Raw genomic sequence first — 22030 nt, 5'->3', positions numbered from 1 at the left:
TTTAGTTGTTTTTAATATTAACAATATTTATGGGTATTGTCAATTACAAATTCATTACAATGTAGATGACAAAGCCGCATTACAGAATTAAGGGGAGGTTAAATGATTCCTCCGCCACGGGCGAAATCAAAAAATGGAGGGCATATTATTCTTCCGCTCACGGACGAAATCTCCTCCGGCAGCCGCTCCCACTGCGTGGGTCGCGGGCCGGAGGACGATTTAAGTCCCCGCTCCGAATAATATGCCCCCCTGACACCAGAAGAACAATAGGACGATTTTAGCCCCGCTCCGGAAAACATTTAACCTCCCCGAATTTTTCAGAATAACCTTGTCAACAGCCTGAGGGCTGCCCATAACGGCAGCCCTCAAGCCACAGTTGTTTACCTCTGAACCCTGCCTGAACCATCGCCGGACATGAGGTTTTTTACTTCTTCAACAGTAACGTGATTAAAATCGCCCAAAATCGTGTGCTTCAGACATGAAGCAGCAGCAGCAAAATTAACGGCATCTTCTGGTGTATAGTCGTTTAGCAACGCGTAGAGCAGTCCGCCCACAAAAGAATCGCCACCGCCAACTCGGTCCACAATTCTGATGTTGTATTTCCTGGAGAAATAATAGTCTTTTCCGTCATAGAGCATACCAGACCAGCCGTTATCAGAAGCAGAGTAGCTTTCCCGCAGGGTGATAGCCACATATTTAAAACCGAACTTCTCCGCCAGTTTCCGCGCTACATCTTTATATCCTTCCCTGCTCAATTCACCGGAAGTAATATCAGTATTGTCCGCTTTGATGCCAAAAACTTTTTCCGCATCCTCTTCGTTACCTATTGCCACGTCGACGTACTGCATCAATTCGGTCATCACCTGGCGGGCTTTTTCCGTTGACCATAGTTTTTTCCTATAATTCAGGTCACAGCTTACAGTCAGGCCCATTTCCTTGGCAACTCTGGCTGCTGCCAGGGTAAGTCTGGCAGCAGAATCACTCAGGGCAGGCGTTATCCCGGTAAAGTGGAACCATGCAGCACCGGAAAAAATCTGTTGCCAGTCAAAGTCTCCTTCTACAGCCGTAGCAATAGCTGAATTGGCCCGGTCGTAAACTACTTTGGAGGGACGCTGGGAAGCGCCGGTCTCAAGGAAGTAGATACCCAACCTTTCGCCGCCCCTGGCAATATAGTCCGTTTTAACCCCAAACCTCCGGAGGTGGTTAATAGCGCTCTGGCCTATTGGATTATCAGGTACCTTGGTCACAAAGTAAGCATCTTCGCCAAAGTTGGCCAGGGATACCGCCACATTGGACTCCCCGCCTCCGTATGTAACATCAAAGCTCTCCGCCTGTACAAATCTCTGATATCCGGGTGTGGACAACCGCAACATGATTTCCCCGAATGTTACTACCTTCTTACTCATCGTCATTCCCCCTGCCTGCTTAGAGTGTAACTTTCAGTATAAAGTTTTTACAAGCGGCAGTTGTTAACCGGCCTTCCTCGCCGCTTTAACCGCTTCCACAAAGAGACTGGCGGTCCTGGTCACTTCATCGTAATCTCCCCGCCTGGCTCCTGCCGTTAGGTCCGATCCCACACCGACAGCAATGGCGCCAGCCTTAATCCATTCACCCACATTCTGCAGGCTCACCCCACCCGTAGGCATTAGCGAGGCCTGGGGCAGCGGGCCTTTGATATCTTTAATTATCCGGGGTCCATATACGTCACCGGGAAAAACCTTGATTATATCGGCTCCGGCCTCCATAGCGGTAATGGTTTCGGTTACAGTCATGCAGCCAGGCATGTAAGGTACCTGGTAACGGTTGCATAATTTGGCTGTTTCCAGATTAAAAGACGGACTGACAACAAACTCAGCGCCCGCCAGTATGGCAATCCGGGCAGTCTCAGCATCCAAAACCGTTCCCGCTCCCACCAGCAATTCTTCCCTGGAAAATTTCTTCCGGAGAATCCTGATCACTTCGTCGGCGCCTGGCACCGTAAAGGTTATTTCTATCGCATTAACGCCCCCCCTGATACAGGCATCGGAAATCAACTCCGCCTTTTCGGGGCTGTCCGCTCGCACAACTGCTACAATTCCGGTATCAATTATTCTCTGTAAAATTTCCATCTTACGCATTACCTTCATCTCCTACTCCCTGGTATAAGCTGTCTGCAATTTCTTTAAAAGATTGGTATATGATTCCCGTATCAACGGAATAAGCAATGTACTGAACCCCTAAGGCCAGCCATTTCCTGGCCGCGTCAACATCATCCACAAAGGTACCTACGATTTTACCCGCTTCCCGGGCCCGGTCAATAATTTCCCGCATCCTGGCAACCACCAGGGGGTGGTCAACCTGACCGGGCAAACCCAGGGACTGGGATAAGTCGTAGGGGCCGATAAATATGACATCAATGCCCTCAACCTGGAGAATATCCTGGATGTTTTCCATCCCTTCTTCCCCTTCGATGTGAATAATGGTCCGGGTGTTTTGGTTGGCCAGAGTAAAATAGGCCTGCCGGTCCACCGAAGAATAGCCTGCAGCGCGTACATACCTGCAAACGCCCCGTTCACCCAGGGGAGCAAACTTGGCGGCCTGCACAACCTTCTCGGCATCGGTTCGGGTACTTACCTGGGGTACCTGTACCGCATCTGCCCCGATATCCAGTGCCCTGGATATCAACGCAGGGTTGTTTTCTGAAACCCTAATAACAGCCGAGAGACCCGATAATTTGGCCGCCCTGACCATCTCTTCAGCCACCAGCATATCTAACGGTCCGTGCTCACAATCAATGATTACAAAATCAAAACCTGCGATGCCAATAATCTCTACAAGGGCAGGGTTCGGTAATTTTAAGAAGGGACCGAAAGCGACCTGTTTTTTTTCAAACATCCTGTTCAGCGTCATAGGCATACATCTCCGCTAAGTTTTTAGTGAGTCCAACTGGATTGTCCTTTAGTTCCGTCCCCAATTAATAATCTTTTCCCCAAAACTAGACAAGAGCTTTTTCAGTGGAGTTTGAAAAATAATAGGCTTTTAACATATCCATATTTACAGTCACCTTATCTCCGTGTTTGATTTGCACCGTCGGTAGGAGTTTAGCCGTTATCTGGATTCCATCAGCGATCTCCAGATAAGCCAGTTGGTCGGAACCATGAAGTTCCACAATATCTACCCCGGCATCCAGCCGACCGTTATCGGCACCAAAAGCTTCCCCACCTACGAGTACCGCATCGGGCCGGATTCCTAAGGTTACAGATTTTTCACCGGCTGAAACCAGGGCATTCCGGTGGGCGCCCGAAACGGGCAACCTAAAACCGGCGCCTACAAACCAAAGTTGCCCGTTTTCTTCAGAAAGGGTGCCGTCCAAAAAGTTCATCGGAGGAGAGCCTATAAAGCCGGCGACAAACTTATTAGCCGGATTCTTATAAATGTTCAACGGTGTATCTGCCTGCTGGATAACCCCGTCTTTCATGACCACAATCCGGTCTGCCATGGTCATTGCTTCAATCTGGTCATGAGTAACATAGATAATGGTTCTCTTCAACCGCTGGTGCAGGCGGGTAATTTCAACCCTCATTTGCACACGCAGTTTTGCGTCCAGGTTACTCAGGGGTTCATCCATAAGGAAAACCTGGGGTTCACGCATGATGGCCCGTCCCAGGGCAACCCTTTGCCGCTGACCCCCGGACAATTCACCCGGTTTACGTTTAAGCAGGTGTTCGATGCCTAAAATCTGAGCAACCTGCAGTACCTTACCGGCAATTTCACTTTTCTTCTTGCCTTTAATCCGCAGTGAAAAGGTCATGTTGTCTTCAATGGTCATATGGGGATAAAGGGCGTAATTCTGAAACACCATGGCTATATCCCGGTCTTTGGGCGGCAAATCGTTAACAATTCTGTCCCCGATTTTAATGGTCCCCGAGGTGATTTCCTCCAGCCCCGCAATCATCCTTAAAAGCGTGGTCTTTCCGCAACCGGACGGACCGACAAGAGCAACAAATTCCTGGTCCGCGAAATGTAAGTTGACATTGTTGACCGCAACAACATCGCCGTACTGTTTGACTACGTTCTCTAAAGTAACTGAAGCCATTAGTTTTTCATCTCCCCTCCATTCGTTTTACCTAGACCTTGACTGTGAATTCTGCGACAGCGTCTTGATCCAGTTCAATTCCGAACCCGGCGCCTTCCGGCAAGATCAGGCAACCACTTTTATATTCCAAAGGTTTTTTAAGAATATCCCGCTTCAGCAGAAGCGGCCCTACCAATTCAGAAGTCAACGACAAAGCTGCATTGGCAGCAACAAAGTGAGCGCTGGCGACGGTTCCCGGGCCAAGTTCCAGCATACTGCCGGCGAACGGAAACTGCCCTGCGGCCTCGGCAATGGCTGCAATCTTCCTGGCTGCAACAATTCCCCCGACTCTGGAAACCTTTATGTTAACCATGTCTGCCGCATCAGCCCTGGCGATTTCCATAGTATCATAAGGTGTTAAAATACACTCATCGGCAACAACAGGTATGGGGCTGTGCTCCCGGACAAACCTGAGACCGTTAATATTCCAGGCCGGCACAGGCTGTTCCACATGGTTAGGTATGAATTTGGCAAACTCTGTAATGCGCCGCAGGGCTTCTTTTGGTTCCCAGGCCTCGTTGCCGTCTAATCTTAACGAGGTATCATAGCCAATGGCATCACGCAGTGCTTCTACATTTTCCAGGTCTTTCCGGGCATCGGTGCCAACTTTAAGTTTAAAGGTACGGTAGCCTTCGGCCAGTTTTTCCTTGGCCTCCCGGTTCACCTGCACAGGGTCCTTGGCGCTCAATACCCAGCAAACTTGCACTTCTCTCGCTTTGCCCCCCAGCAGGTCATATACCGGCATATCGTATATCTTACCAACCAGGTCATGCAGGGCAAAATCCACGGCGCACTTGGCATACCTTTCACCCTTTACCGCGGCGGCCAGGTTTTCCATAATTTGGGTAATATTCCGGGGGTCCCGGCCTATAAGCAGCGGTTTAAAGTATTTGTTGATTACAAAGACTACTCCGGCCTGGCTGCCTTCATCATAAATCGGAATACAGGATGCTTCCCCCAGCCCTATTCGTCCCTGGTCATCTTCAATTTCAATGATAACAAAATCAGCAGTGCTTCTTGTGCCATAGGCCGCTTTAAATTCATGTAGGAGCGGTACGCTTACGGCAGTAGCCCGAACATCAACAATTTTCATTTTCCAGGTCTCCTTTTTGCATCATTGTGATTAATCTGGCCAGTTCCGCAACAACGGCCTTAAAAACAGCTTCGCCGAAATCAGGCGTGGCTTTGGTCGGATCACCCACATGCCCGTACTCCGACAATTGTCTGTACGGCTTATACATAGCCACCCTGTTAGAAGCGAACATCTCCGGGCTCCAGTATTCATTTCCCTTGACCACGTTAGCCCGTAGCAGGTCCTTTCTCACATCTTCCGGCGCTATGTGCATCTTTAAAGAAGTTTCCAGTTCGCACCCATGGCTGATGCCGCCAAATTCGGATTTTCGCAACCTGGCCACCAGGTCCGCAACCAGGTGCCAATAGGTGACCAGCACCGGTTCCACTTCGCAATGGGCGCCTACTTCATCTATGGCATAGCGCAGAGCAGCCATGTTGCCACCATGGCCGTTGACGACCAAAAACTTCTTCACTCCGTGGCGGGCCAGGCTTTTAAGAATATCGAACACCAGGGCCGTTAATGTTGATTGCCTCAGGGTAATAGTGCCGCTAAAGCTCATATGGTGTTCGGAAATACCAAGCCAGAGGGGAGGAAGCAGGGCGCAGGGAATCCCGGTACTACAGGCCTTGCCCACCGCTTCTTTGGTAATCTCTAGGACTATATCAGTATCGGTATTCAGCGTCAAATGAGGTCCGTGCTGTTCATAAGCCCCTACGGGCAGGACAACCACCGGATCCTCTTTGATCAAATTTGCCAGTTCGTTACTTGTATAAGAACCCCAGTATATTTTGTTTTCCATACCGCATTCGCCTCGATTCCAATATTTCTCTGCAATTACTCGATCTCAAAAATGACTTCAATTTCAACCGGGGTATTAAAGGGCAGTACATTAGTACCGAGAGCCGAACGGGCATGCCGCCCGCTGTCGCCAAAGATTTCGGCAAAAAAGTCGGAAGCCCCGTTGATCACTTTGGGTTGCTCGAAAAAGTTCAGATCGCTGGCCACAAAACCCAAAAGTTTGACAACCCTTTTAACCCGGTCCAAACTGCCCAGTTCCTGCTTGACGATAGCCAGGGTATTAATGGCCGCAATCCGTGCTGCCTCGTAACCCTGCTCCAGGGTCAGTTCCTTGCCTACCTTGCCTGTATATTTCATTTCACCGTCCACCACACAGGCCTGGCCGGAAACATACAACAGGTTTCCGGTCCTTACAGCCGGGACGTAATTAGCCACCGGCACCGGCGCCGCAGGTAAAACAATGCCCAGTTCTTGCAAGCGCTGTTCTGCACTCATTGACTTCAACTCCTTTTAACAAAATAAAGCATAAAATCTATTTAACTGCCCCCATAGTGAGCCCGCGTACCAGGTACCGGCGCATAACTATAGCAAAGATAATGGGAATCAGACTACCTATAGTGGAAGCGGCAGCCAATTCACCCCAAAGGATCCGTTTGGACCCGAAGAAGGAAGTTAAGTGTACAGTAAATGGCTTGGCTATACTCTGCGTAAGTATGGAGGCAAAGAAAAATTCATTCCAGGTAAAAATAAACATCAATACGCCTGTGGCTATCAAACCACCTGCCGTCAAAGGCACTGTAACTTTCCAAAAGGCCTGAAGGCGTGAACAGCCGTCTATCATGGCTGCTTCTTCCACATCCGGGGGTATTTCTTCAAAAAAGCCCCGGGTCAGCCAGATACAAAAAGCCAAATTCATGAAGATATAAATCGCTATTAACCCAACGTAGGTATCGACAAGGCCAAACCGCACCATCAAGAGGTACAAAGGTACCGCAAAAGCCACCGGCGGCGCCATCCTGGTAGTCAGGACCATAAAAAACCAGTTGTCTTTGTTCTTGATCTTGAACCTGGCAAAGGCGTAACCGGCCAGGCTGCCGACAGGCAGCGTTATAAGTACTGTTATCAGACTGATAATTACGCTGTTCCAAAGATACTTGGGGAACATATCGTTAAACAAAACTACTTTATAGTTTTCTAAGCTTGGCACAAAGGTTCCCAATGGCTGGGTGGAAAAAACCTCCAAGGGCGGTTTGAAGGAGGTGGTCACCAGCCAGTATAGCGGGAACAGAGCGATTACTGTGTAAAGCAATAATACGGCATATTTGACAATATTGGCTATTATCTTGTTATTTTTCATGCTTTCACCTGCTTACTTTTAAAAGCGCCAGTATACTTCACAAGTATCATGGCCAAGAATGTAGTAAAGTACAGCGCAAAAATACCCAACGCCGAAGCATAGCCTATGTCAAACCACTGGAAACCAACGGTGGCCAGGTAAGTATTTAACGTTTCGGAAGCATTTCCGGGCCCCCCGGCGGTCATCAGTTGAATGGTCTCATAAACCTTCAAAGCATCCATGGCTCTGATAATTAAGACTACGACAATGAACCGGTTAAGCAGAGGAAGAGTCATATAACGGAACACCTGCCAGCCGCTGGCCCCGTCTATCAGTGCGGCTTCAAAAGGTTCCCTGGGTAGGGCTTCCAACCCCGACAACAACACCAGGATGACCAACGGCGTCCACTGCCATACATCCACGGCCACTGCCGACCATAAGGCCAGGGACGGGTTCCCCAGGAAGTCGATCTTGTCCAAACCTATCGCTTGCAAGAGCTTGTTAATGATACCCAGGTTATAGTTATACATAAATTTGAAATTTAAGGTTGATATGGTGGGGGCAATAACCATGGGAACCAGAAATACTATCCGAAAAAAGCCCTGAAACCATTTGGTCTTTTGCAGGATCAAGGCTATCATCAAACCCAGGACAAAGGAAATACTTACACTGACAGCAACAAATTCCACAGCCCTGGCTAAAGCCATCCAGAAACGAACATCTTTAACCAAATGCAAGTAGTTACCTAAGCCTATAAAGACTTTGCCTGCTGCTGGGTCAGTTAAGTTATAACGGGTTAAGCTGGTGTACAATGCCTCAATGGTCGGGTAAACACCCAAGGCTGCAAACACTATTAAGGCCGGCAATAGCATGATCCATTTGGTACGCCTGTCTTCCAAGTTTTTATTCACTCCTTTTATAGCCAGTAACCCTTGGTTTATGACAGGGGCGGGTTTTTGCCCCGCCCCTCCCTCTTATAACTTACTTTTAACTTACTTTTTAGCTCCAGCCATTATTTTGTCAATGTCCTGTTGCGCTTTGGTCAGTGCGCTATCTACAGTCTGCTTGCCTGAAATGGCCAGGGAAATTTGTTTTTGGAAGGCTTCGGCAATCTTCTCAAACTCGGGTACATTCGGCCAGTAAGAAGTATCTACTGAACCGATGATCTCGTCAATCTGGGAAGTAAAGAATTCCAAACCCTTGGCCTTTTCCTTGTATTCTTTGCTTTCATAAACCCTGGAATCAGGGAAATCAAACCTGATGCCTTTGTTTACTTCTTTCAGGGAAACCTCAAGACTGTCGCGCCATTGCAGGAACAACCATGCCGCTTCTTTGTTCTTGGAATACTTACTGATAGCCAGGCCTTCGCCATACATCCACTGGGCATACTTATCTGCAGGTCCTTTTATTAAAGCGACACCAATTTTATCCGCTACTGAGGAAACTTCCTTATTGGCGTATACACTGGGGAAACCGCTCATTTCAAAGTTCATGGCGGCCTTGCCCTGGCGGAACATTTCAGACATAACGTCCCAGCCTATCGCAGCCTGATCCGGAGGACCGTATTTTTGAGCCAGTTCAACAAAATCGGTCATGGCTTGTTTCATTTCCGGGGTATTTACAGTCACCTTGCCGTTTTCATCCAGCACCCGGGCGCCATAAGCCCACGCCCAGCCGGCAGATGTTCCGAAGGATGCCAGTGAAGACTCCCCGCGGCCAATGAACGGATATACATCTTTTTCTTTACCAGCCAGCGCCTTGGCTGCCTCTAAAACATCCTTAGTAGTTTTCGGCACCTGCAGGCCGTATTTCTTAAATAAATCAGTTCTGTATATCAGCACACCGCCGGAAGCAGAAACGGGTACCGCATAGAGTTTATTATCACTCCCACGGTATGTATTCAGCAGGCCTTTTGGTATGTAGTCGAGGGAATTCCATTCCTTATCGGCTTTATTCTTGATGTAATCATCCAGCGGTTCCAGGGCTTGAGCCCTTAAGTACTCGGGCATGTACCAAAACTGGGTGGCCACAACGTCGTAAGCTCCGGTTCTGGAGGTAGCGTCAAGGATTAATTTGTTACGTACTGTCGGTTCATCATAGATTTCATATTCAACTTTGATACCGGTAGCTTTTTCAAAATCCCCTACAAACTGTTTAATTGCTTCAGTTTCGTAACCGGTTTTTAATAACACTTTTAAAGTCGTGCCTTCATAGGCTTTGCGGGGGTCTGAACTCTGACTGGAAGTCTTGCCGGTCCCACCGCATCCTGCAACCAGCAGAGCGCCAATCAACATAATAACTAACAATAAACTCTTCTTGCGCATTGACATCCTCCTTTAACTTCTGGCTTACTCTCTCAAAACTTTGACGCAGGATTTAACACTTATGTAACTTCTGACCCACCACCCTCCTTCATCATCAAAGATAGACAAGAAACCCGTTTGGACTGCCCACAAAAACTAAGCGGAAACCATGCTCATCCCTTGCGCGAAGCATTTCCTCCTGCAGACCGGTAATATTCGTTCAACGCTGCATCCAACAGGGAGCTGATAAACAATACTTCCGGGTCTGTCAAGGCACCGGCACGTGCAACGGTCTCTTCAAGTTTTTCACGCAAATCCATAATTTTCTGTAAATTGACTTCAGCGGCTGTTTTCATTACTTTCACCAGCTTTTTTTAAACCGTATTACTAAATTAACCAGTCCAGTCCGAGCTCTTTTAACTTCCCTGGGGAAGGCGCGCCCGTTTCATGGTCCCAACCCATTATTTCATAGTAATTTTTTACGGCCTGCTGTATTTGCTCCGGTTCAACCCTGGACCCTTTGGATTCTCCGGTCGTCAGAGGCTCGGTTAACCGGCGGGGGATAATATCGTCCTGTACTCCAAACCCCTCACGGAGGTTAAAAATCCGGGTCATGACGATTCCACGTTCTCCCGCTTTCATCAGTTCATACAAACTGGTATCCCACCCGGTGGCACACTTTACTAAATCGCATAAACCGGTCAGCGGCAGGACATGTCCGGGCGCCGGAACAAAAATACAAATATCCAGCATGTTATACAGTCCCCAGACAATTTGATTCAGAACAAATAACCTTACTTTGTCAATACCCAGGTCCATGGTGGGCACAGGTTCTATCACGCCCAAAGGTTCGAAGGACTTCAGGAAAGGACCCTTCTGTGAAAATTGGAAATCGTGTTCCATCTGGATATGATCTCCTCCGTTATGGGCTACGGCATAACCGATGGCGGCTCCGACCTTGCCTCCCCTGGGGTCCTGCAAAGCCAACTCTTCGCCTTTACCATGGACAGCAAGTGCTTCAGCGCCGTTGCCGATTCTGGCAGCCATTCTTTTCGTGCCTTCCGCCATTATATCGCCAATTCCCCGGCGGTAGGTAATCATTTCTATACATCTTAAAATAGTTTCGGCACTACCGAATTCTACAGGCATGTCCCCCTGCAAATCTTTCGGTAATATTCCTTTTTGTGCACATTCCATGACAAAGGAAATGGTTACTCCGGTCGATATGGTATCCAAGCCATACTCGTCACACATTTCCGCGGCTTTTATGACTACTTTCGGGTCAGTAATGCCGCAGTTACTGCCTAATGCCGCAATGGTTTCATACTCGGGACTGTGAACTTCCGACTTCGTGTCCAGCTCCCCGGAGTTCTCCACCCTGGCAATTTTTCGACAGGCAATGGGGCAAGCAAAACAACGGGTTTTTCCTATCATCAATCCCTGTTCTTTCATGTACTCGCCTGTAAGCTTCTCGGCTCCTTCAATGGTGCCCCCCTGGAAATTGTAGGAGGGCAAAGACCCGATAGCATTGTACATGGCGACCCCTCCCGATGTGCCGTATTCATAAAAAAGGCCGCATGTATCAGGTCTGTTAAAGTTTTGCGCTACCCAACGCGAAATCTCTTTAATCTTTTCTGGCTCTTTAGTCTCCGGCCGTTTACCGCCGCTAACGGCTACGGCTTTTAAATTTTTCGAACCCATAACGGCACCCAGGCCGAGACGTCCGAATACGTTATGGCGTCCGGCAGTAATACAAGCATAACGAACCAGGTTTTCACCGCCAGGACCGATGCAGGCAACTTTCACCCTGGGGTCGCCGGTGTCATCAAAAATCCTCTTTTCAGTCTCGCTGGTATTCAATCCCCACAGGTTACCGGCATCCCTTATTTCAACTTGTCCATCCCGCAGGTAAAGGTAAACGGGCTTTTCAGACTTCCCGGTGATGACTACGGCATCGAAACCGGCAAATTTCAGCTCAGGACCCCAGTTCCCGCCGGCCTCTGCTTCCCCAAACCCGCCCGTCAGCGGCGACTTGGCTACTACTGAAGCGCGGGCATTACCGGGAAAGGGAACACCAGTAACAACACTCACCGCAAAAACAAGGATATTTTCCGGCGCCAAGGCATCCGTGCCGGCGGGCAGGTCCTTAAGCAGGTAATAAGCGCCAATGCCCCTACCGCCTAAATACTTGCGGTACCAGCTTTCCGGCTTTTCTTCCATTCTGGTGCTACCGTCTGTAAGGTTTACACAAAGAATTTTACCATTGTATCCATACGGCATATGTAAAACCTCCAGTTGTTTAATTATAAGCGGACCGGCGGCGGCCAATCTCCCACATACCCCATAGCGCGGGAAAAAGCTTCCGCAGTCTGGCTTAACAAACCGGCATACTTGGCCAGTTCCTCTTCCGGGGTATATGTTATCGTTGCCGATATGCTGATACTGGCTATGACCTTGTTGGTAAAATCAAAAACCGGAGCAGCCATACAGTAAATATCATCCTCATGCTCTCCGCGGTCCCAGGCTATACCATTAACACGTATTTCCCGTATCTCATTCATCATATGTTCCCTGTCTACAATCGTCCTGGCAGTAAAGGATTTCATTTTAATCTGCGCCAGTATCTGATCAATTTTTTCGTCAGGAAGATAAGCCAACAACGCCTTGCCTACACCGGTGCAATAAACATGGGCCCGTTTGCCGATTCTTGAGTACATGCGGATTGGTCTACTTGTGTCAATTTTATCCAGGTATACAATCTCTATACCGTCCAATACAGCCAGGTGAACCGTCTCGTTTGAAGTTTTATTTAACTGTTCCAAAAAAGGGCGCCCAATTTTTCTGACATCCATTCCTTCACTTAAGGCATGAGCCATCTCAAAGACTGCATATCCTAATTCGTATTTCCCATTTGAATTCAACCGGACAAAATTATGGTCACGCATTGTTGAAAGCAACCTTGAAGCCGAACTTTTATGTATTCCAAGTTTTTCGGCTGCCTCCTGTACCCGTAAGGGGCTGATAGCCAAAAGTTTTAAAAGGCATAAGGCTCTTGCTACAGTATCGATATACGTCACCCCTTTCCAATTGTTGCTTTATTTGCAACAATATTGCTCTATTTGCAATTCTTAATTTCATGTTAGCAGGAAGTTAACCTGGTGTCAATTACAAATCAATAAATGTAATAAATTATCGATTAAAAGAGAAAGCCGGTTGAACTTCACTTGTCCGGATTAATCCACTATACTTATAAATGAAGTTGTGAAAAGTATTTAAATTAATTGAGGCAGGTGAATGACCATAGGCAAAGTAACCGTATATTTCTGCCCTCCGTTAAACAGTATTACAAAAAAAGAAAAGCTTGACATTCCAGTAGAAGAGAACATCAAGCTTACCGATTTGGAAGAACACCTGATTAAACAGTTTCCCGCTTTGGCAAATCTCTCCATCAAACATATTTACTATGTAATCGGGGATAAATCCGTATCAAACAGAGAATTCCTTATCAATGCCGGCGAAAAGGTTAAATTGCTTTTTCCCATGTACGGCGGATAAGCCGCCGAATAAAAAGGGGTTATCCCAATTAACTTTGGGATAACCCCTTTTTGGAAAATGTTAAAACACCGGGACTACCGCACCCTGGTATTTATCTTCAATAAATTTCTTGACTTCCGGTGAAGTCAGGACCTGGTCGAGGATTTTAATGGCTTCTTTGTTTTCGTCACCCTTGCGGATGGCGATGATATTGGCATATGTCTGGGCAGCCTCGGAGTTTTTATCTTCGGAAAGCAGGGCATCCTTGCCTGCTGTCAATCCTGCCTCGACAGCATAATTTCCGTTGATGACAGCCAGGTCAACATCAGGCAGGGACCTGGGAATCTGCGCAGCTTCCAGTTCCTTAATTTCAATCTTTTTGGGGTTTTCTATAATGTCATTCTTGGTAGCCTTCAGGCCAGCGCCCGGTTTAATCTTTAACAGCCCTGCCTTTTCCAGCAGCAGTAAAGCACGGGCCTCGTTAGTAACGTCATTGGGCACCGCAATTTGCGCGCCCTCTTTCACTTGGTCCAGGGATTTAACTTTGCCCGGATAGATTCCCATGGGCTCAAAGTGAACCTTGGTGGTATAAGTCAGGTCCAGGTTATTTTCCTTACTGAATTCCTCCAGGTAAGGAATGTGCTGGAAATAATTGGCATCCAGTTCCCCGCTGGCTAAGGCCTTGTTGGGCAGAACATAATCAGTAAATTCAACAATTTCCAGGTCTACGCCTTTCTCTTTAAGCAGCGGCTTGGCAAACTCGAGAATTTCTTTATGCGGTACCGGAGTAGCTCCTATCTTAAGCGTTAAAGCGCCCTTTTCGCCGGATTGCCCGGTTTCTTTAGCCCCACTGCAGCCAACGGCAATAACGGCCACTAACAAAACCGCTGCCAGCAACAATAAAATTTTTGCCCTTCTCATTTTTTCCCTCCTATTTCACTTTTTTGTTTAATTTACGGGAAGCATAGTTCCCCAAACTTTGAATCAATTGTACCATTACCAGCAGCAAGAAAACGGTATATATCATAATATCGGTTTTATAGCGGTAGTATCCGTACCGGACGGCAATATCACCCAAACCGCCGCCACCGATAAACCCGGCCATGGCCGAATACCCAATCAGGGTGATAAAAGTTATGGTCGCGCCTAAAACCAACGAAGGTATTACTTCGGGAATAAGTACCTTGTAAATAATCTGCCACGGAGAAGCCCCCATGGCCAAAGCCGCTTCCACTATCCCACGGTCCACTTCCTTCAGGGAAGTTTCCACCATGCGGCCGACAAAGGGAATGGCGCCTATTACCAGGGGAACTATGGCCGCCGTTGTCCCTATGGTGGTGCCGGTAATCGCCCTGGTGATGGGAATGACGGCAACCATCAGAATAATAAAAGGTACTGACCTGGCGGCATTAACAACAGCGCTTAAAACCTGATTGACAGGCCTGTTTTCCAGAATATGCCCCTCTTCGGTAGTAACCAGGGCAATACCCAGGGGCAGCCCTACCAGGTAGGACAGAATCAGGGATACCGTTGTCATGTACAATGTTTCCAGAGTTCCGTTATATATAAGCTGCCAAGTTTCAGCCGGCATGGTCCAGGACCTCCACATACAGTTTTTTGTCCTTCAGGTACTGAATGGCCTGCAGTATATCGGCCTGTTCCCCCGCCAGATCCAGTGTTAAAATGCCAAGCGGCGCACCCTTGATATAATCAATGTTCCCCGCCATGATGTTTACCTGGATGCCACAATGGCGGACCAGTTCCGCCACTACCGGTTCAGCGGCCGGGGCTCCCGTAAAAACTACGCGGACAAGGCGGTGGTAACGGCCCGCCGCCTTGATCTGCCTGTAAAATTCCTGTGGAATTTCTACGTTGTAAAGGCTCTGAATAAAGCCTTTGGTAGTTTCCTTCCGCGGATGGGCAAAAACATCCATAACAGGACCCGATTCAATTATCTGCCCGTTTTCTATGACAGAAACAGTGTCACATATTTCCTTGATGACCTGCATCTCATGGGTAATTACGACAATGGTTAGATTTAACTCCCGGTTTATGTCTTTCAATAAAGACAGAATTGACTGGGTAGTAGATGGGTCGAGAGCTGAGGTGGCTTCGTCGCAGAGCAGGACCTTGGGCTCGTTGGCCAGTGCCCTGGCTATACCGACCCTCTGCTTCTGTCCGCCGCTAAGCTGGGCGGGATAGGCCGCTGCCCTTTCGGAAAGGCCAACCAGTTCCAGGAGGTCGGCCACCCTTTTATTAATCTGGGTTTTGGACATCCCGGCTATCTCCAGGGGAAAAGCCACGTTGTCCCGGACAGTCCGGGAATACAGCAGGTTAAAATGCTGGAATATCATGCCGATTTTTCTTCTGGCATCACGCAGCTCTCTGCCCTGCAGTACCGTTATCTCGCGTCCGTCAACGATAACGGACCCCTCTGTGGGTTTTTCTAGCAGGTTGATGCACCGGACCAGGGTACTCTTCCCGGCTCCGCTATAACCAATAATGCCTGCAATTTCACCCTTCTTTATATGCAAATTGATATTCCGCAAGGCAGCAATCTCACCCGCCGCTGTATGGAACACTTTGCTCAGGCCTTCGATTTTGATCATTGCACTCAATACCTCATCCAAAATTTTGTCCAAAATATATACCCAGTCTATTGTACTACATTTAACGCCTGTTGGAAATCCCCAATTAAATCCTGAATATCTTCTATCCCCACACTGACCCTGATCATATCGTCAGTGACACCTGTAGCCTGCTTCTCTTCTTCGGAGCACTCCGCAAAAAGGGAGGCGTAAATCGTTGAGGCCGGGTGGACCACCAGTGTCCGTAAATCGCCAATATTCGAAAGGTTATAGGCATATTTCAGGTTGTTAATTACCTTAAAGGCATTTTCCTTCGACCCAACACCAAAGGTCAATATAATACCAAATTTCCCGTCAAATTGGCCTTCAGCTAACCGGCGATAGGGATTACCCACTAGGCCCGGATAGTTAACCCAGGCGACTTTCGGGTGTTCGGCAAGGAATTGGGCTAAAGCCAGGGCATTACTACACATTTTCTCCATCCGCAAGCCCAGTGTGTCAAGTCCTAAATTGTTTAAATAGGCGTTAAAGGGAGCCATGCATACTCCAAAATCCCTGTGGATGCCTTGCCTAAGCTTAGCCAGATAAGCAAAAAATGAGTATTTCTTCTTGTATTCATGTAGCTTTGGAAACTTGGTTTCATCCCAGTTAAACCTGCCCCGGTCAACGATCACACCACCGATGGAGTTGCCGCTCCCGTTAATAAGTTTGGAGGTTGAATGCACGACAATATCGGCGCCGTGTTCAAAGGGTCTGAACAGGTATGGAGTGGTAACAGTATTATCCACTACCAGCGGAATATTATGCCTGTGGGCCAGTTCAGCCAGCTCGCTGATATTTGGAATATCCATTTTGGGATTGCCAATGGTTTCAACAAAAATGAGTCTGGTTTTACCGGTAATCTCTGCGGCAAAACTCTGAACGGAAACCGTTTTGGCAAACCGGGCTCTTATCCCGTAATCGGCGAGGTTCATAAAAAGTGAATATGTACCGGCAAATATTCCTGCCGAAGAAACCAGTTCGTCTCCCTGTTCCAGCAAGTTGAGGACAGCCATGCTGATAGCGGCCATCCCGGACGCGCATGCCACAGCGCCAATGCCCTTTTCCAGAAAAGCTATTCGCTTTTCGAAGGCTTCAATGGTGGGATTGTTTATCCGGGTATACACATAACCCGGCTCGGCGCCGGCAAATATTTTCTCCAGTTCCTCAGCGGTCTTGTGCCGGAAGGAGGTAGATTGAAAAATAGGAACAGTGGTTGCCCCTGTCCCCTCGTCAGGTTGATAATTTCCATGCAACAGCCTTGTATTAAATTCCATCAGTTATCTCTCCCCTGCTCCATCTACTGTTCAAATTACCTGCATCGGTATTTCCCGGTAATCCCCATTCTCAATGTGGAAGGCCTTCAGTACAGGAGGGTTGGTCATCAGTGACAGGATCATATAGACCGCTGCCGGGTCAAAGGCCAGCCTGATGTCTTCCCTTGAAGGCCTGGAAGGTGTGGCAGGGTGGCTGTGGTAGTTGCCCAACACCTTAAGGCCCCTTTCCCGCACAGATTTATAGACCTCCAGTTGTTCTTTCGGGTCCAGGGAAAAATGCTCGGGGCTGTGGTCGATATTGGTCATAGGGTATATATCCACTATTTCAATTATCCCTTCAGCAGCCTTCCCCGCCAGGATACCACAACATTCATTGGGCAGCTCCTCATTTGCCTGCCTGATCATCTGTTCCACCAATGTTTCCGGAATCTTGATCATATTGGCCTCCTGCTTCTGTTAAGGAATGTATATCATTAATTTTAACCATAATATACATATTTGTCTATAGGAATTTATGGGTTTAAATTGCCTCAACCGGCCCGTATCCTAACCCGTAGTATATGGCCATTGATACAGCAATAGCTAAAAGTACTAAACTTAACTGCACCCAAAATAGGTCTAAAGCGGAAGTTTGCAGGGTAAGGCCCCGGTCTTTAACAGAAAGCTGCTTGTTCCCGCTTCTGCCCAGCCAGAAGTAAACGACTGCAGCGGCCATTATGAACACCAGGCTGGCCAGGTGGGCCACACTGATAACTCCTCCCACTGTGGGATTATACCTGAAGAATTCCACAATGCCCCTGGCCGCGGCATATAGCGCTATATAAATCAAAAATAACTGACCGTCAAACCTGGTTCTCTGCCTGAATCTCCACAGCAAAAAGAAAATAAAATAATCCAGTACAAACTCATACAATTGAGTAGGGTGCAGTACTTGGCCCTTTACGTTAACTCCCCAGAACCAGGGTTTGGACATGGGGACGCCAAATACATCGCATCCCACCCTGCCAATAGCTGTACCCAGCGCTATAGCGGGGGCTACTGTATCGGCTAAGACCCAAAAATTCAACTTATGCTTACGGATAAACCAGGCGCCGAATATGAAGCCGCCCAATAGGCCTCCGTGAATGGACAGACCGCCATGCTGGAGCATAATTATTTCAGCGGGATTCTGGATATAGTAATCCAGGTTATAAACCAGGATGTAAAAAATTCTCGCCCCCAAAATGCCAGAAATAACCAGACCCATGGCCAGGTTATACAGCATTTCCGTATCAATCCCTTTTCTTTTTGCTTCTCGGAGCGCAAAATAAAGGCCTACCAATACTCCCACGGCAATCATAAACCCGAAAGAGTAAACCTGGAAGGAGCCTATTTGAAACAGTACGGGTTTCATATCTCTACCCCCAACTTACTTGACCTTATCCATAACTTCCTTTACTAGGGCTTCCCGGTTACCTTCACCCTGGATAGCCACCCAGTAATTAATTTTGCCTTCCTGCCAGTAAAAGTGTTCCTGCCCCATGCCGTTAACCTTGATGACTTCCCGTCCGGCCAAAGTAACAGGCTCCCGACCGGTAAAGACCTGGCTGGCCGGTACTTTTTGGTCCATCTCCCTGAACAGTTGAGCCGCCTCTTCCACCGAAGAAGACACCGATAACCACAGGGTTATCCGGGTATTTGGTTTACCATAAACCAGGATATAAGCGTTTACAACATTTATACTGGTGCGGTGCATTTTGCTTATAGCATCTATAGCAGTAGGACCTGACTGTTCCTGCATCTTTTTGGCGCCAAGCAGCTCATCGGGGATTCTTAGAACCCCCTGGCCCGAAAGGTCCCGGTCACCCTCACTCTGGTTGTACCCCGCCGGCCTGCCCTGGTCATATCCGGGCTGTCCACCCTGGTTTTCAACGGGGGCAAGGAACAGGGTCCAAACCAAAAAGCCGATGGCTGTCAGGATAACAGCAATTATTATGAGGTAAAGATTTTTCCTATGCATATTTTCCTCCTAACCCATAACATCTTCGGTAAAGAACCTGGGCTGCCAATCTTTAATCACGGACTCAGGCAGTACGATTTTATCACCCTCAACAGTATACTTCAATTCCTCGGGCGGGTATTTCACACAGCCGCCGGCCTCACCAAACAGGTCCGTATTCCTCCATCTTGTTCCACAGGCTACGCATACCAAACTATCGTCTTGAAAATAAAATTCGGTGCCGTAACAGGGTTCGCAAATACTGGATGCAACAACAACTCTCCCGGCGGTCGTCAGGAAGGCCATGATAGGCATTTTCCCTTTAATTTGGCCGTAGAAGACATGTTCAGGATCACTATCCTTATATTCAAACCTGACTATCTTTTTATCTACGACCTCTGACAGGGGAATCATAATCTTTCCATCCTTTTGTTCTGCCTCAATCAAGGACATTTCTACTTTTTTACCTTTATAAGAGGGGGTCTCTTCCACAAAATAGTTACCCCCGTCATCACTTTTATAAGGCCCGCTGTTGGCATACCAAATGCCTCCCACAGCCAAAATAACTGCCATAACGGAGACAATGATGATTTTCTTCCTCTTTTTCCTGCTGGCCTCTATATATTCCTGCATAAACTTCTGTTTTTTATCTTCTCTCATGCCAATCATTCCCTTCCCATTTGGCGCTTGGCCAGGCTTTCCAGCTTACCCACTTCGCCTTCCAGACGGGTCAGTTTTCTTCCTGATGCAAATATGAACACTGATATAAGTAGCCAAATTATCGTATAAGCAACTGTCAAATACGCCATTTCCCCTCAGCTCCTTAAGTGTTTTTCTTATTTTGTACGTTCTGATTGCTAATTTCTTACCTCTGTTTCTTTCCTTCGATTTTTTCCTTTTTTCTACTTCTTGTCTACTCCGGTTTCTTACCTGTAATTTCTTACTTCTTCCTTAAGCCGGTCAAACCTCTCTTCCAGCCTTTCAATCCGGTAAAGCCTCGGCATCAACCATCCGTACAGGGCTGTAAAGGCTGCCAGGCTAACCATCAGCGTAGTAAACATCTTCGGTGAAATTGCCATTCCGGAACTGTTTAAAATTTTAGGGTGAATAGTATTCCACCAGCTTATGGAGAACCAGACGATGGGAACATCGAGAAAACCGATTATTCCAAAAAGGGCGGAAAATCTTTCCCTTTTTTCTTTTTCATCAACGGTAACTCTGACCAATACGTACCCTGCATAGATAAACCATAATATAAGGGTTGTTGTCAGCCTTGGATCCCAGGTCCACCATGCGCCCCAGGCTGATTTACCCCAGATAGGCCCTGTCAGGATAACAATTGTCGTGAAAAGCAGGCCGATTTTTGCTGAGGCGGCTGCCCACCAGTCCCATTTGGAATTACGCGTTTTCAGGTAGACAATGCTGGCGATGAACACTACGAAAAAGGCAAAGAAGGCTATCCAGGCCGATGCCACGTGGAAATAAAAAATCTTCTGTACCGGGCCCATTATCTTCTCATTAGGTACCCAGGCAAAAACAAGGTATATCGCAACTGCCATCAGCACAGTTGCCACTACACCAATTGCCTGTTCAATTTTGGCCAACATTTTTTACACCTCCACCAGGTAATCAAATAACAGCCACGGAACCACTAGGTATATCAGGTCAAAGGCGCCTACCAACTTTAACCATCCCAGCCACTCAGCGGCGGGCTGGCCATTTAACAAGGCCACTGATATTTCCACCGCTCCAATTACCAGTGGTACCAGTAAAGGAAACAGCAACACCGGTAGTAGTAATTCACTGTTCTTGGTATACGAAGTTAAAGCCGCTATAAAGACCCCTATTGAAGCAAAACCTGTAGTGACAAAAATAGCGACGATTGCAAACAGAAGTAGACTGCCTTCGGGTTTATATGAAAAAAGAAGCATTATTAATGGGAAGGTAACGGCTTCAACTGTTAAAAGCAGGACCACAGTTGTCATGGCCTTGCTCAGGAATATCATTCCCGGGCCGACCGCGAGGGTGAGTCCCGCCAGGCAACCGTTTTCTTTTTCAGGGGTAAAAGCCTTGTTCAGGCCTATGGTGCCGGCAAACACAAAGATAACCCAGATTATTCCCGGCACCCACATTTTAACCTCTTTGGCCGGTGGAAGGGCAAAATTAAGGATAAGGGTTGCCAACAGGACGAAAAGCAGTACCCCTCCCACCTGCTCCTTCCGCCGCAATTCACTCCGCAGGTCTTTCCAAATTAAAAGCCTTAACTGTCTGAACATAGAGATTTTTCACTTCCTTGGAGGGCCTCCTGATAAAGTTTCAAGACTTCCTCCGGGCTGTTCGGGCACTCTCCCAAGTAGGCTGGATGCCCCTTTTTCAGTATCAAAAGCCTGTCTACCAGGCCAAAAATATCGTCACAGGAATGGGTTACCAGAACCATAGCTTTACCATCGGCCTTCCACTGTCTTATAAATTCGCAGAGCAGCTTTAATCCGGCCTGGTCCAACCCTGTCTGGGGCTCATCGAGCAAAATTATTTCAGGGTCCTGCAGCAGAAGGCGGGCCATGGCCAGCCTCTGCTGCATGCCCCTTGAATACCTGCCCACTTCTTCGTCCCCATCCCATTCGAGACCCACTTTTTGCAAAACGTCTTCTATTTGGGCAGGGGTTATTTCCCGGCCTGTTATAGAACCATAAAAATACAGGTTTTCCTTGCCGGTAAGTGAACTGTACAGGTAAGTCTGGTGTGAAAGCATACCCATGGCGGGGCGCCCTTCATTTTTAACATCGCTCCCCTGCCATGTGACTCTCCCTTCCGAGGCTTTCATAAGCCCGGACAGTAGCTTAAGAAGGGTAGACTTGCCGGCCCCGTTAGGTCCCATTACAGCCATGATTTCACCCCGGGGAACCTGGAAACTGACAGGTCCCACCAAGTTGCGATGCGCTACATATTTTGCAAGTTCATGGGCTTCCAGCATGCTACCCCTCCTCG

The 22030-nt window shown here is 47.9% G+C and carries 26 protein-coding genes; 1 reads left to right on the top strand and 25 read right to left on the bottom strand.

The window, feature by feature from the left end:
• Positions 1–380 precede the first annotated feature (380 nt).
• The 13 genes from ACSNJE_RS05900 to ACSNJE_RS05840 form a co-directional block, all read right to left on the bottom strand.
• Positions 381–1406 (bottom strand): sugar kinase, encoded by a 1026-nt coding sequence (locus ACSNJE_RS05900; protein ID WP_013121097.1) that lies wholly within the window; start codon positions 1404–1406, stop codon positions 381–383.
• Positions 1407–1469: 63 nt separating this feature from the next.
• Entirely contained in the window at positions 1470–2117 is a 648-nt protein-coding gene (locus tag ACSNJE_RS05895) for a bifunctional 4-hydroxy-2-oxoglutarate aldolase/2-dehydro-3-deoxy-phosphogluconate aldolase (RefSeq protein ID WP_013121098.1), read from the bottom strand.
• On the bottom strand, positions 2110–2889 hold the full coding sequence (locus tag ACSNJE_RS05890) for an HpcH/HpaI aldolase family protein (RefSeq protein WP_461569024.1): 780 nt from the start codon (positions 2887–2889) through the stop codon (positions 2110–2112). Before ACSNJE_RS05890 ends, ACSNJE_RS05895 begins: the two co-directional genes overlap by 8 nt.
• A gap of 85 nt (positions 2890–2974) precedes the next feature.
• On the bottom strand, positions 2975–4075 hold the full coding sequence (locus tag ACSNJE_RS05885) for an ABC transporter ATP-binding protein (RefSeq protein ID WP_052216944.1): 1101 nt from the start codon (positions 4073–4075) through the stop codon (positions 2975–2977).
• A 31-nt stretch (positions 4076–4106) separates the two neighbouring features.
• Positions 4107–5207 carry a mandelate racemase/muconate lactonizing enzyme family protein gene (locus tag ACSNJE_RS05880; protein WP_052216945.1) on the bottom strand — a complete coding sequence of 367 codons (1101 nt, stop codon included), beginning with the start codon at positions 5205–5207 and terminating at the stop codon, positions 4107–4109.
• Positions 5194–5988: a creatininase family protein gene (locus tag ACSNJE_RS05875; RefSeq protein WP_495252196.1), complete on the bottom strand. Its 795-nt coding sequence runs from the start codon at positions 5986–5988 to the stop codon at positions 5194–5196. Before ACSNJE_RS05875 ends, ACSNJE_RS05880 begins: the two co-directional genes overlap by 14 nt.
• Before the next feature lie 35 nt (positions 5989–6023).
• Positions 6024–6482, bottom strand: a complete 459-nt coding sequence (locus ACSNJE_RS05870) for a RidA family protein (RefSeq protein WP_013121103.1) — start codon at positions 6480–6482, stop codon at positions 6024–6026.
• Between the two features lie 37 nt (positions 6483–6519).
• Positions 6520–7344, bottom strand: coding sequence for a carbohydrate ABC transporter permease (locus ACSNJE_RS05865; protein ID WP_052216947.1), 825 nt, complete (start codon positions 7342–7344; stop codon positions 6520–6522).
• Positions 7341–8222: a carbohydrate ABC transporter permease gene (locus ACSNJE_RS05860; protein WP_013121105.1), complete on the bottom strand. Its 882-nt coding sequence runs from the start codon at positions 8220–8222 to the stop codon at positions 7341–7343. Before ACSNJE_RS05860 ends, ACSNJE_RS05865 begins: the two co-directional genes overlap by 4 nt.
• A gap of 93 nt (positions 8223–8315) precedes the next feature.
• Positions 8316–9647, bottom strand: coding sequence for an ABC transporter substrate-binding protein (locus ACSNJE_RS05855; protein WP_013121106.1), 1332 nt, complete (start codon positions 9645–9647; stop codon positions 8316–8318).
• Between the two features lie 152 nt (positions 9648–9799).
• On the bottom strand, positions 9800–9982 hold the full coding sequence (locus ACSNJE_RS05850; protein WP_041587791.1) for an aspartyl-phosphate phosphatase Spo0E family protein: 183 nt from the start codon (positions 9980–9982) through the stop codon (positions 9800–9802).
• A gap of 31 nt (positions 9983–10013) precedes the next feature.
• Positions 10014–11906, bottom strand: a complete 1893-nt coding sequence (locus tag ACSNJE_RS05845) for an aldehyde ferredoxin oxidoreductase family protein (protein WP_495252195.1) — start codon at positions 11904–11906, stop codon at positions 10014–10016.
• A 23-nt stretch (positions 11907–11929) separates the two neighbouring features.
• Positions 11930–12703 carry an IclR family transcriptional regulator gene (locus ACSNJE_RS05840; RefSeq protein ID WP_013121108.1) on the bottom strand — a complete coding sequence of 258 codons (774 nt, stop codon included), beginning with the start codon at positions 12701–12703 and terminating at the stop codon, positions 11930–11932.
• A 217-nt stretch (positions 12704–12920) separates the two neighbouring features.
• On the opposite strand from ACSNJE_RS05840, the gene ACSNJE_RS05835 reads away from it, so the two are divergent.
• Complete coding sequence (locus ACSNJE_RS05835; RefSeq protein ID WP_052216949.1) at positions 12921–13181, top strand: MoaD/ThiS family protein; 261 nt, start codon at positions 12921–12923, stop codon at positions 13179–13181.
• A 60-nt stretch (positions 13182–13241) separates the two neighbouring features.
• Here the strand turns inward: ACSNJE_RS05835 and ACSNJE_RS05830 are convergent, their stop codons facing one another.
• The 12 genes from ACSNJE_RS05830 to ccmA all read right to left on the bottom strand — a co-directional run bounded on the left by ACSNJE_RS05830 (position 13242) and on the right by ccmA (position 22016).
• Positions 13242–14081: a MetQ/NlpA family ABC transporter substrate-binding protein gene (locus tag ACSNJE_RS05830; protein ID WP_013121110.1), complete on the bottom strand. Its 840-nt coding sequence runs from the start codon at positions 14079–14081 to the stop codon at positions 13242–13244.
• A 10-nt stretch (positions 14082–14091) separates the two neighbouring features.
• A complete protein-coding gene (locus ACSNJE_RS05825) occupies positions 14092–14751 on the bottom strand; it encodes a methionine ABC transporter permease (protein WP_013121111.1) in 660 nt (219 codons plus the stop codon).
• The gene (locus ACSNJE_RS05820; RefSeq protein WP_013121112.1) at positions 14741–15769 is read right to left on the bottom strand and encodes a methionine ABC transporter ATP-binding protein; all 1029 of its coding nucleotides are present in this window, start codon (positions 15767–15769) and stop codon (positions 14741–14743) included. Before ACSNJE_RS05820 ends, ACSNJE_RS05825 begins: the two co-directional genes overlap by 11 nt.
• A 47-nt stretch (positions 15770–15816) precedes the next feature.
• Positions 15817–17064 (bottom strand): O-acetylhomoserine aminocarboxypropyltransferase/cysteine synthase family protein, encoded by a 1248-nt coding sequence (locus tag ACSNJE_RS05815; protein ID WP_495252194.1) that lies wholly within the window; start codon positions 17062–17064, stop codon positions 15817–15819.
• A 30-nt stretch (positions 17065–17094) separates the two neighbouring features.
• A complete protein-coding gene (locus ACSNJE_RS05810) occupies positions 17095–17502 on the bottom strand; it encodes a M67 family metallopeptidase (protein WP_013121114.1) in 408 nt (135 codons plus the stop codon).
• Positions 17503–17584: 82 nt separating this feature from the next.
• On the bottom strand, positions 17585–18457 hold the full coding sequence (gene lgt / locus ACSNJE_RS05805; RefSeq protein ID WP_495252193.1) for a prolipoprotein diacylglyceryl transferase: 873 nt from the start codon (positions 18455–18457) through the stop codon (positions 17585–17587).
• A gap of 15 nt (positions 18458–18472) precedes the next feature.
• Positions 18473–19063 (bottom strand): hypothetical protein, encoded by a 591-nt coding sequence (locus ACSNJE_RS05800; protein WP_461569041.1) that lies wholly within the window; start codon positions 19061–19063, stop codon positions 18473–18475.
• A 9-nt stretch (positions 19064–19072) separates the two neighbouring features.
• Positions 19073–19702: a Fe-S-containing protein gene (locus ACSNJE_RS05795; protein ID WP_461569043.1), complete on the bottom strand. Its 630-nt coding sequence runs from the start codon at positions 19700–19702 to the stop codon at positions 19073–19075.
• A 5-nt stretch (positions 19703–19707) separates the two neighbouring features.
• Positions 19708–19851 carry a CcmD family protein gene (locus tag ACSNJE_RS05790; RefSeq protein ID WP_013121118.1) on the bottom strand — a complete coding sequence of 48 codons (144 nt, stop codon included), beginning with the start codon at positions 19849–19851 and terminating at the stop codon, positions 19708–19710.
• Positions 19852–19968: 117 nt separating this feature from the next.
• Positions 19969–20649, bottom strand: a complete 681-nt coding sequence (locus ACSNJE_RS05785; RefSeq protein WP_013121119.1) for a cytochrome c biogenesis protein — start codon at positions 20647–20649, stop codon at positions 19969–19971.
• 3 nt (positions 20650–20652) lie between these two features.
• A complete protein-coding gene (locus ACSNJE_RS05780) occupies positions 20653–21318 on the bottom strand; it encodes a heme exporter protein CcmB (RefSeq protein WP_013121120.1) in 666 nt (221 codons plus the stop codon).
• Positions 21303–22016, bottom strand: coding sequence for a heme ABC exporter ATP-binding protein CcmA (ccmA, locus tag ACSNJE_RS05775; protein WP_495252192.1), 714 nt, complete (start codon positions 22014–22016; stop codon positions 21303–21305). Before ccmA ends, ACSNJE_RS05780 begins: the two co-directional genes overlap by 16 nt.
• Positions 22017–22030 lie beyond the last annotated feature (14 nt).

This window comes from Thermincola sp. GK-1 (genome assembly GCF_059412445.1).
This window is presented reverse-complemented; position numbering and strand designations above follow the sequence as displayed.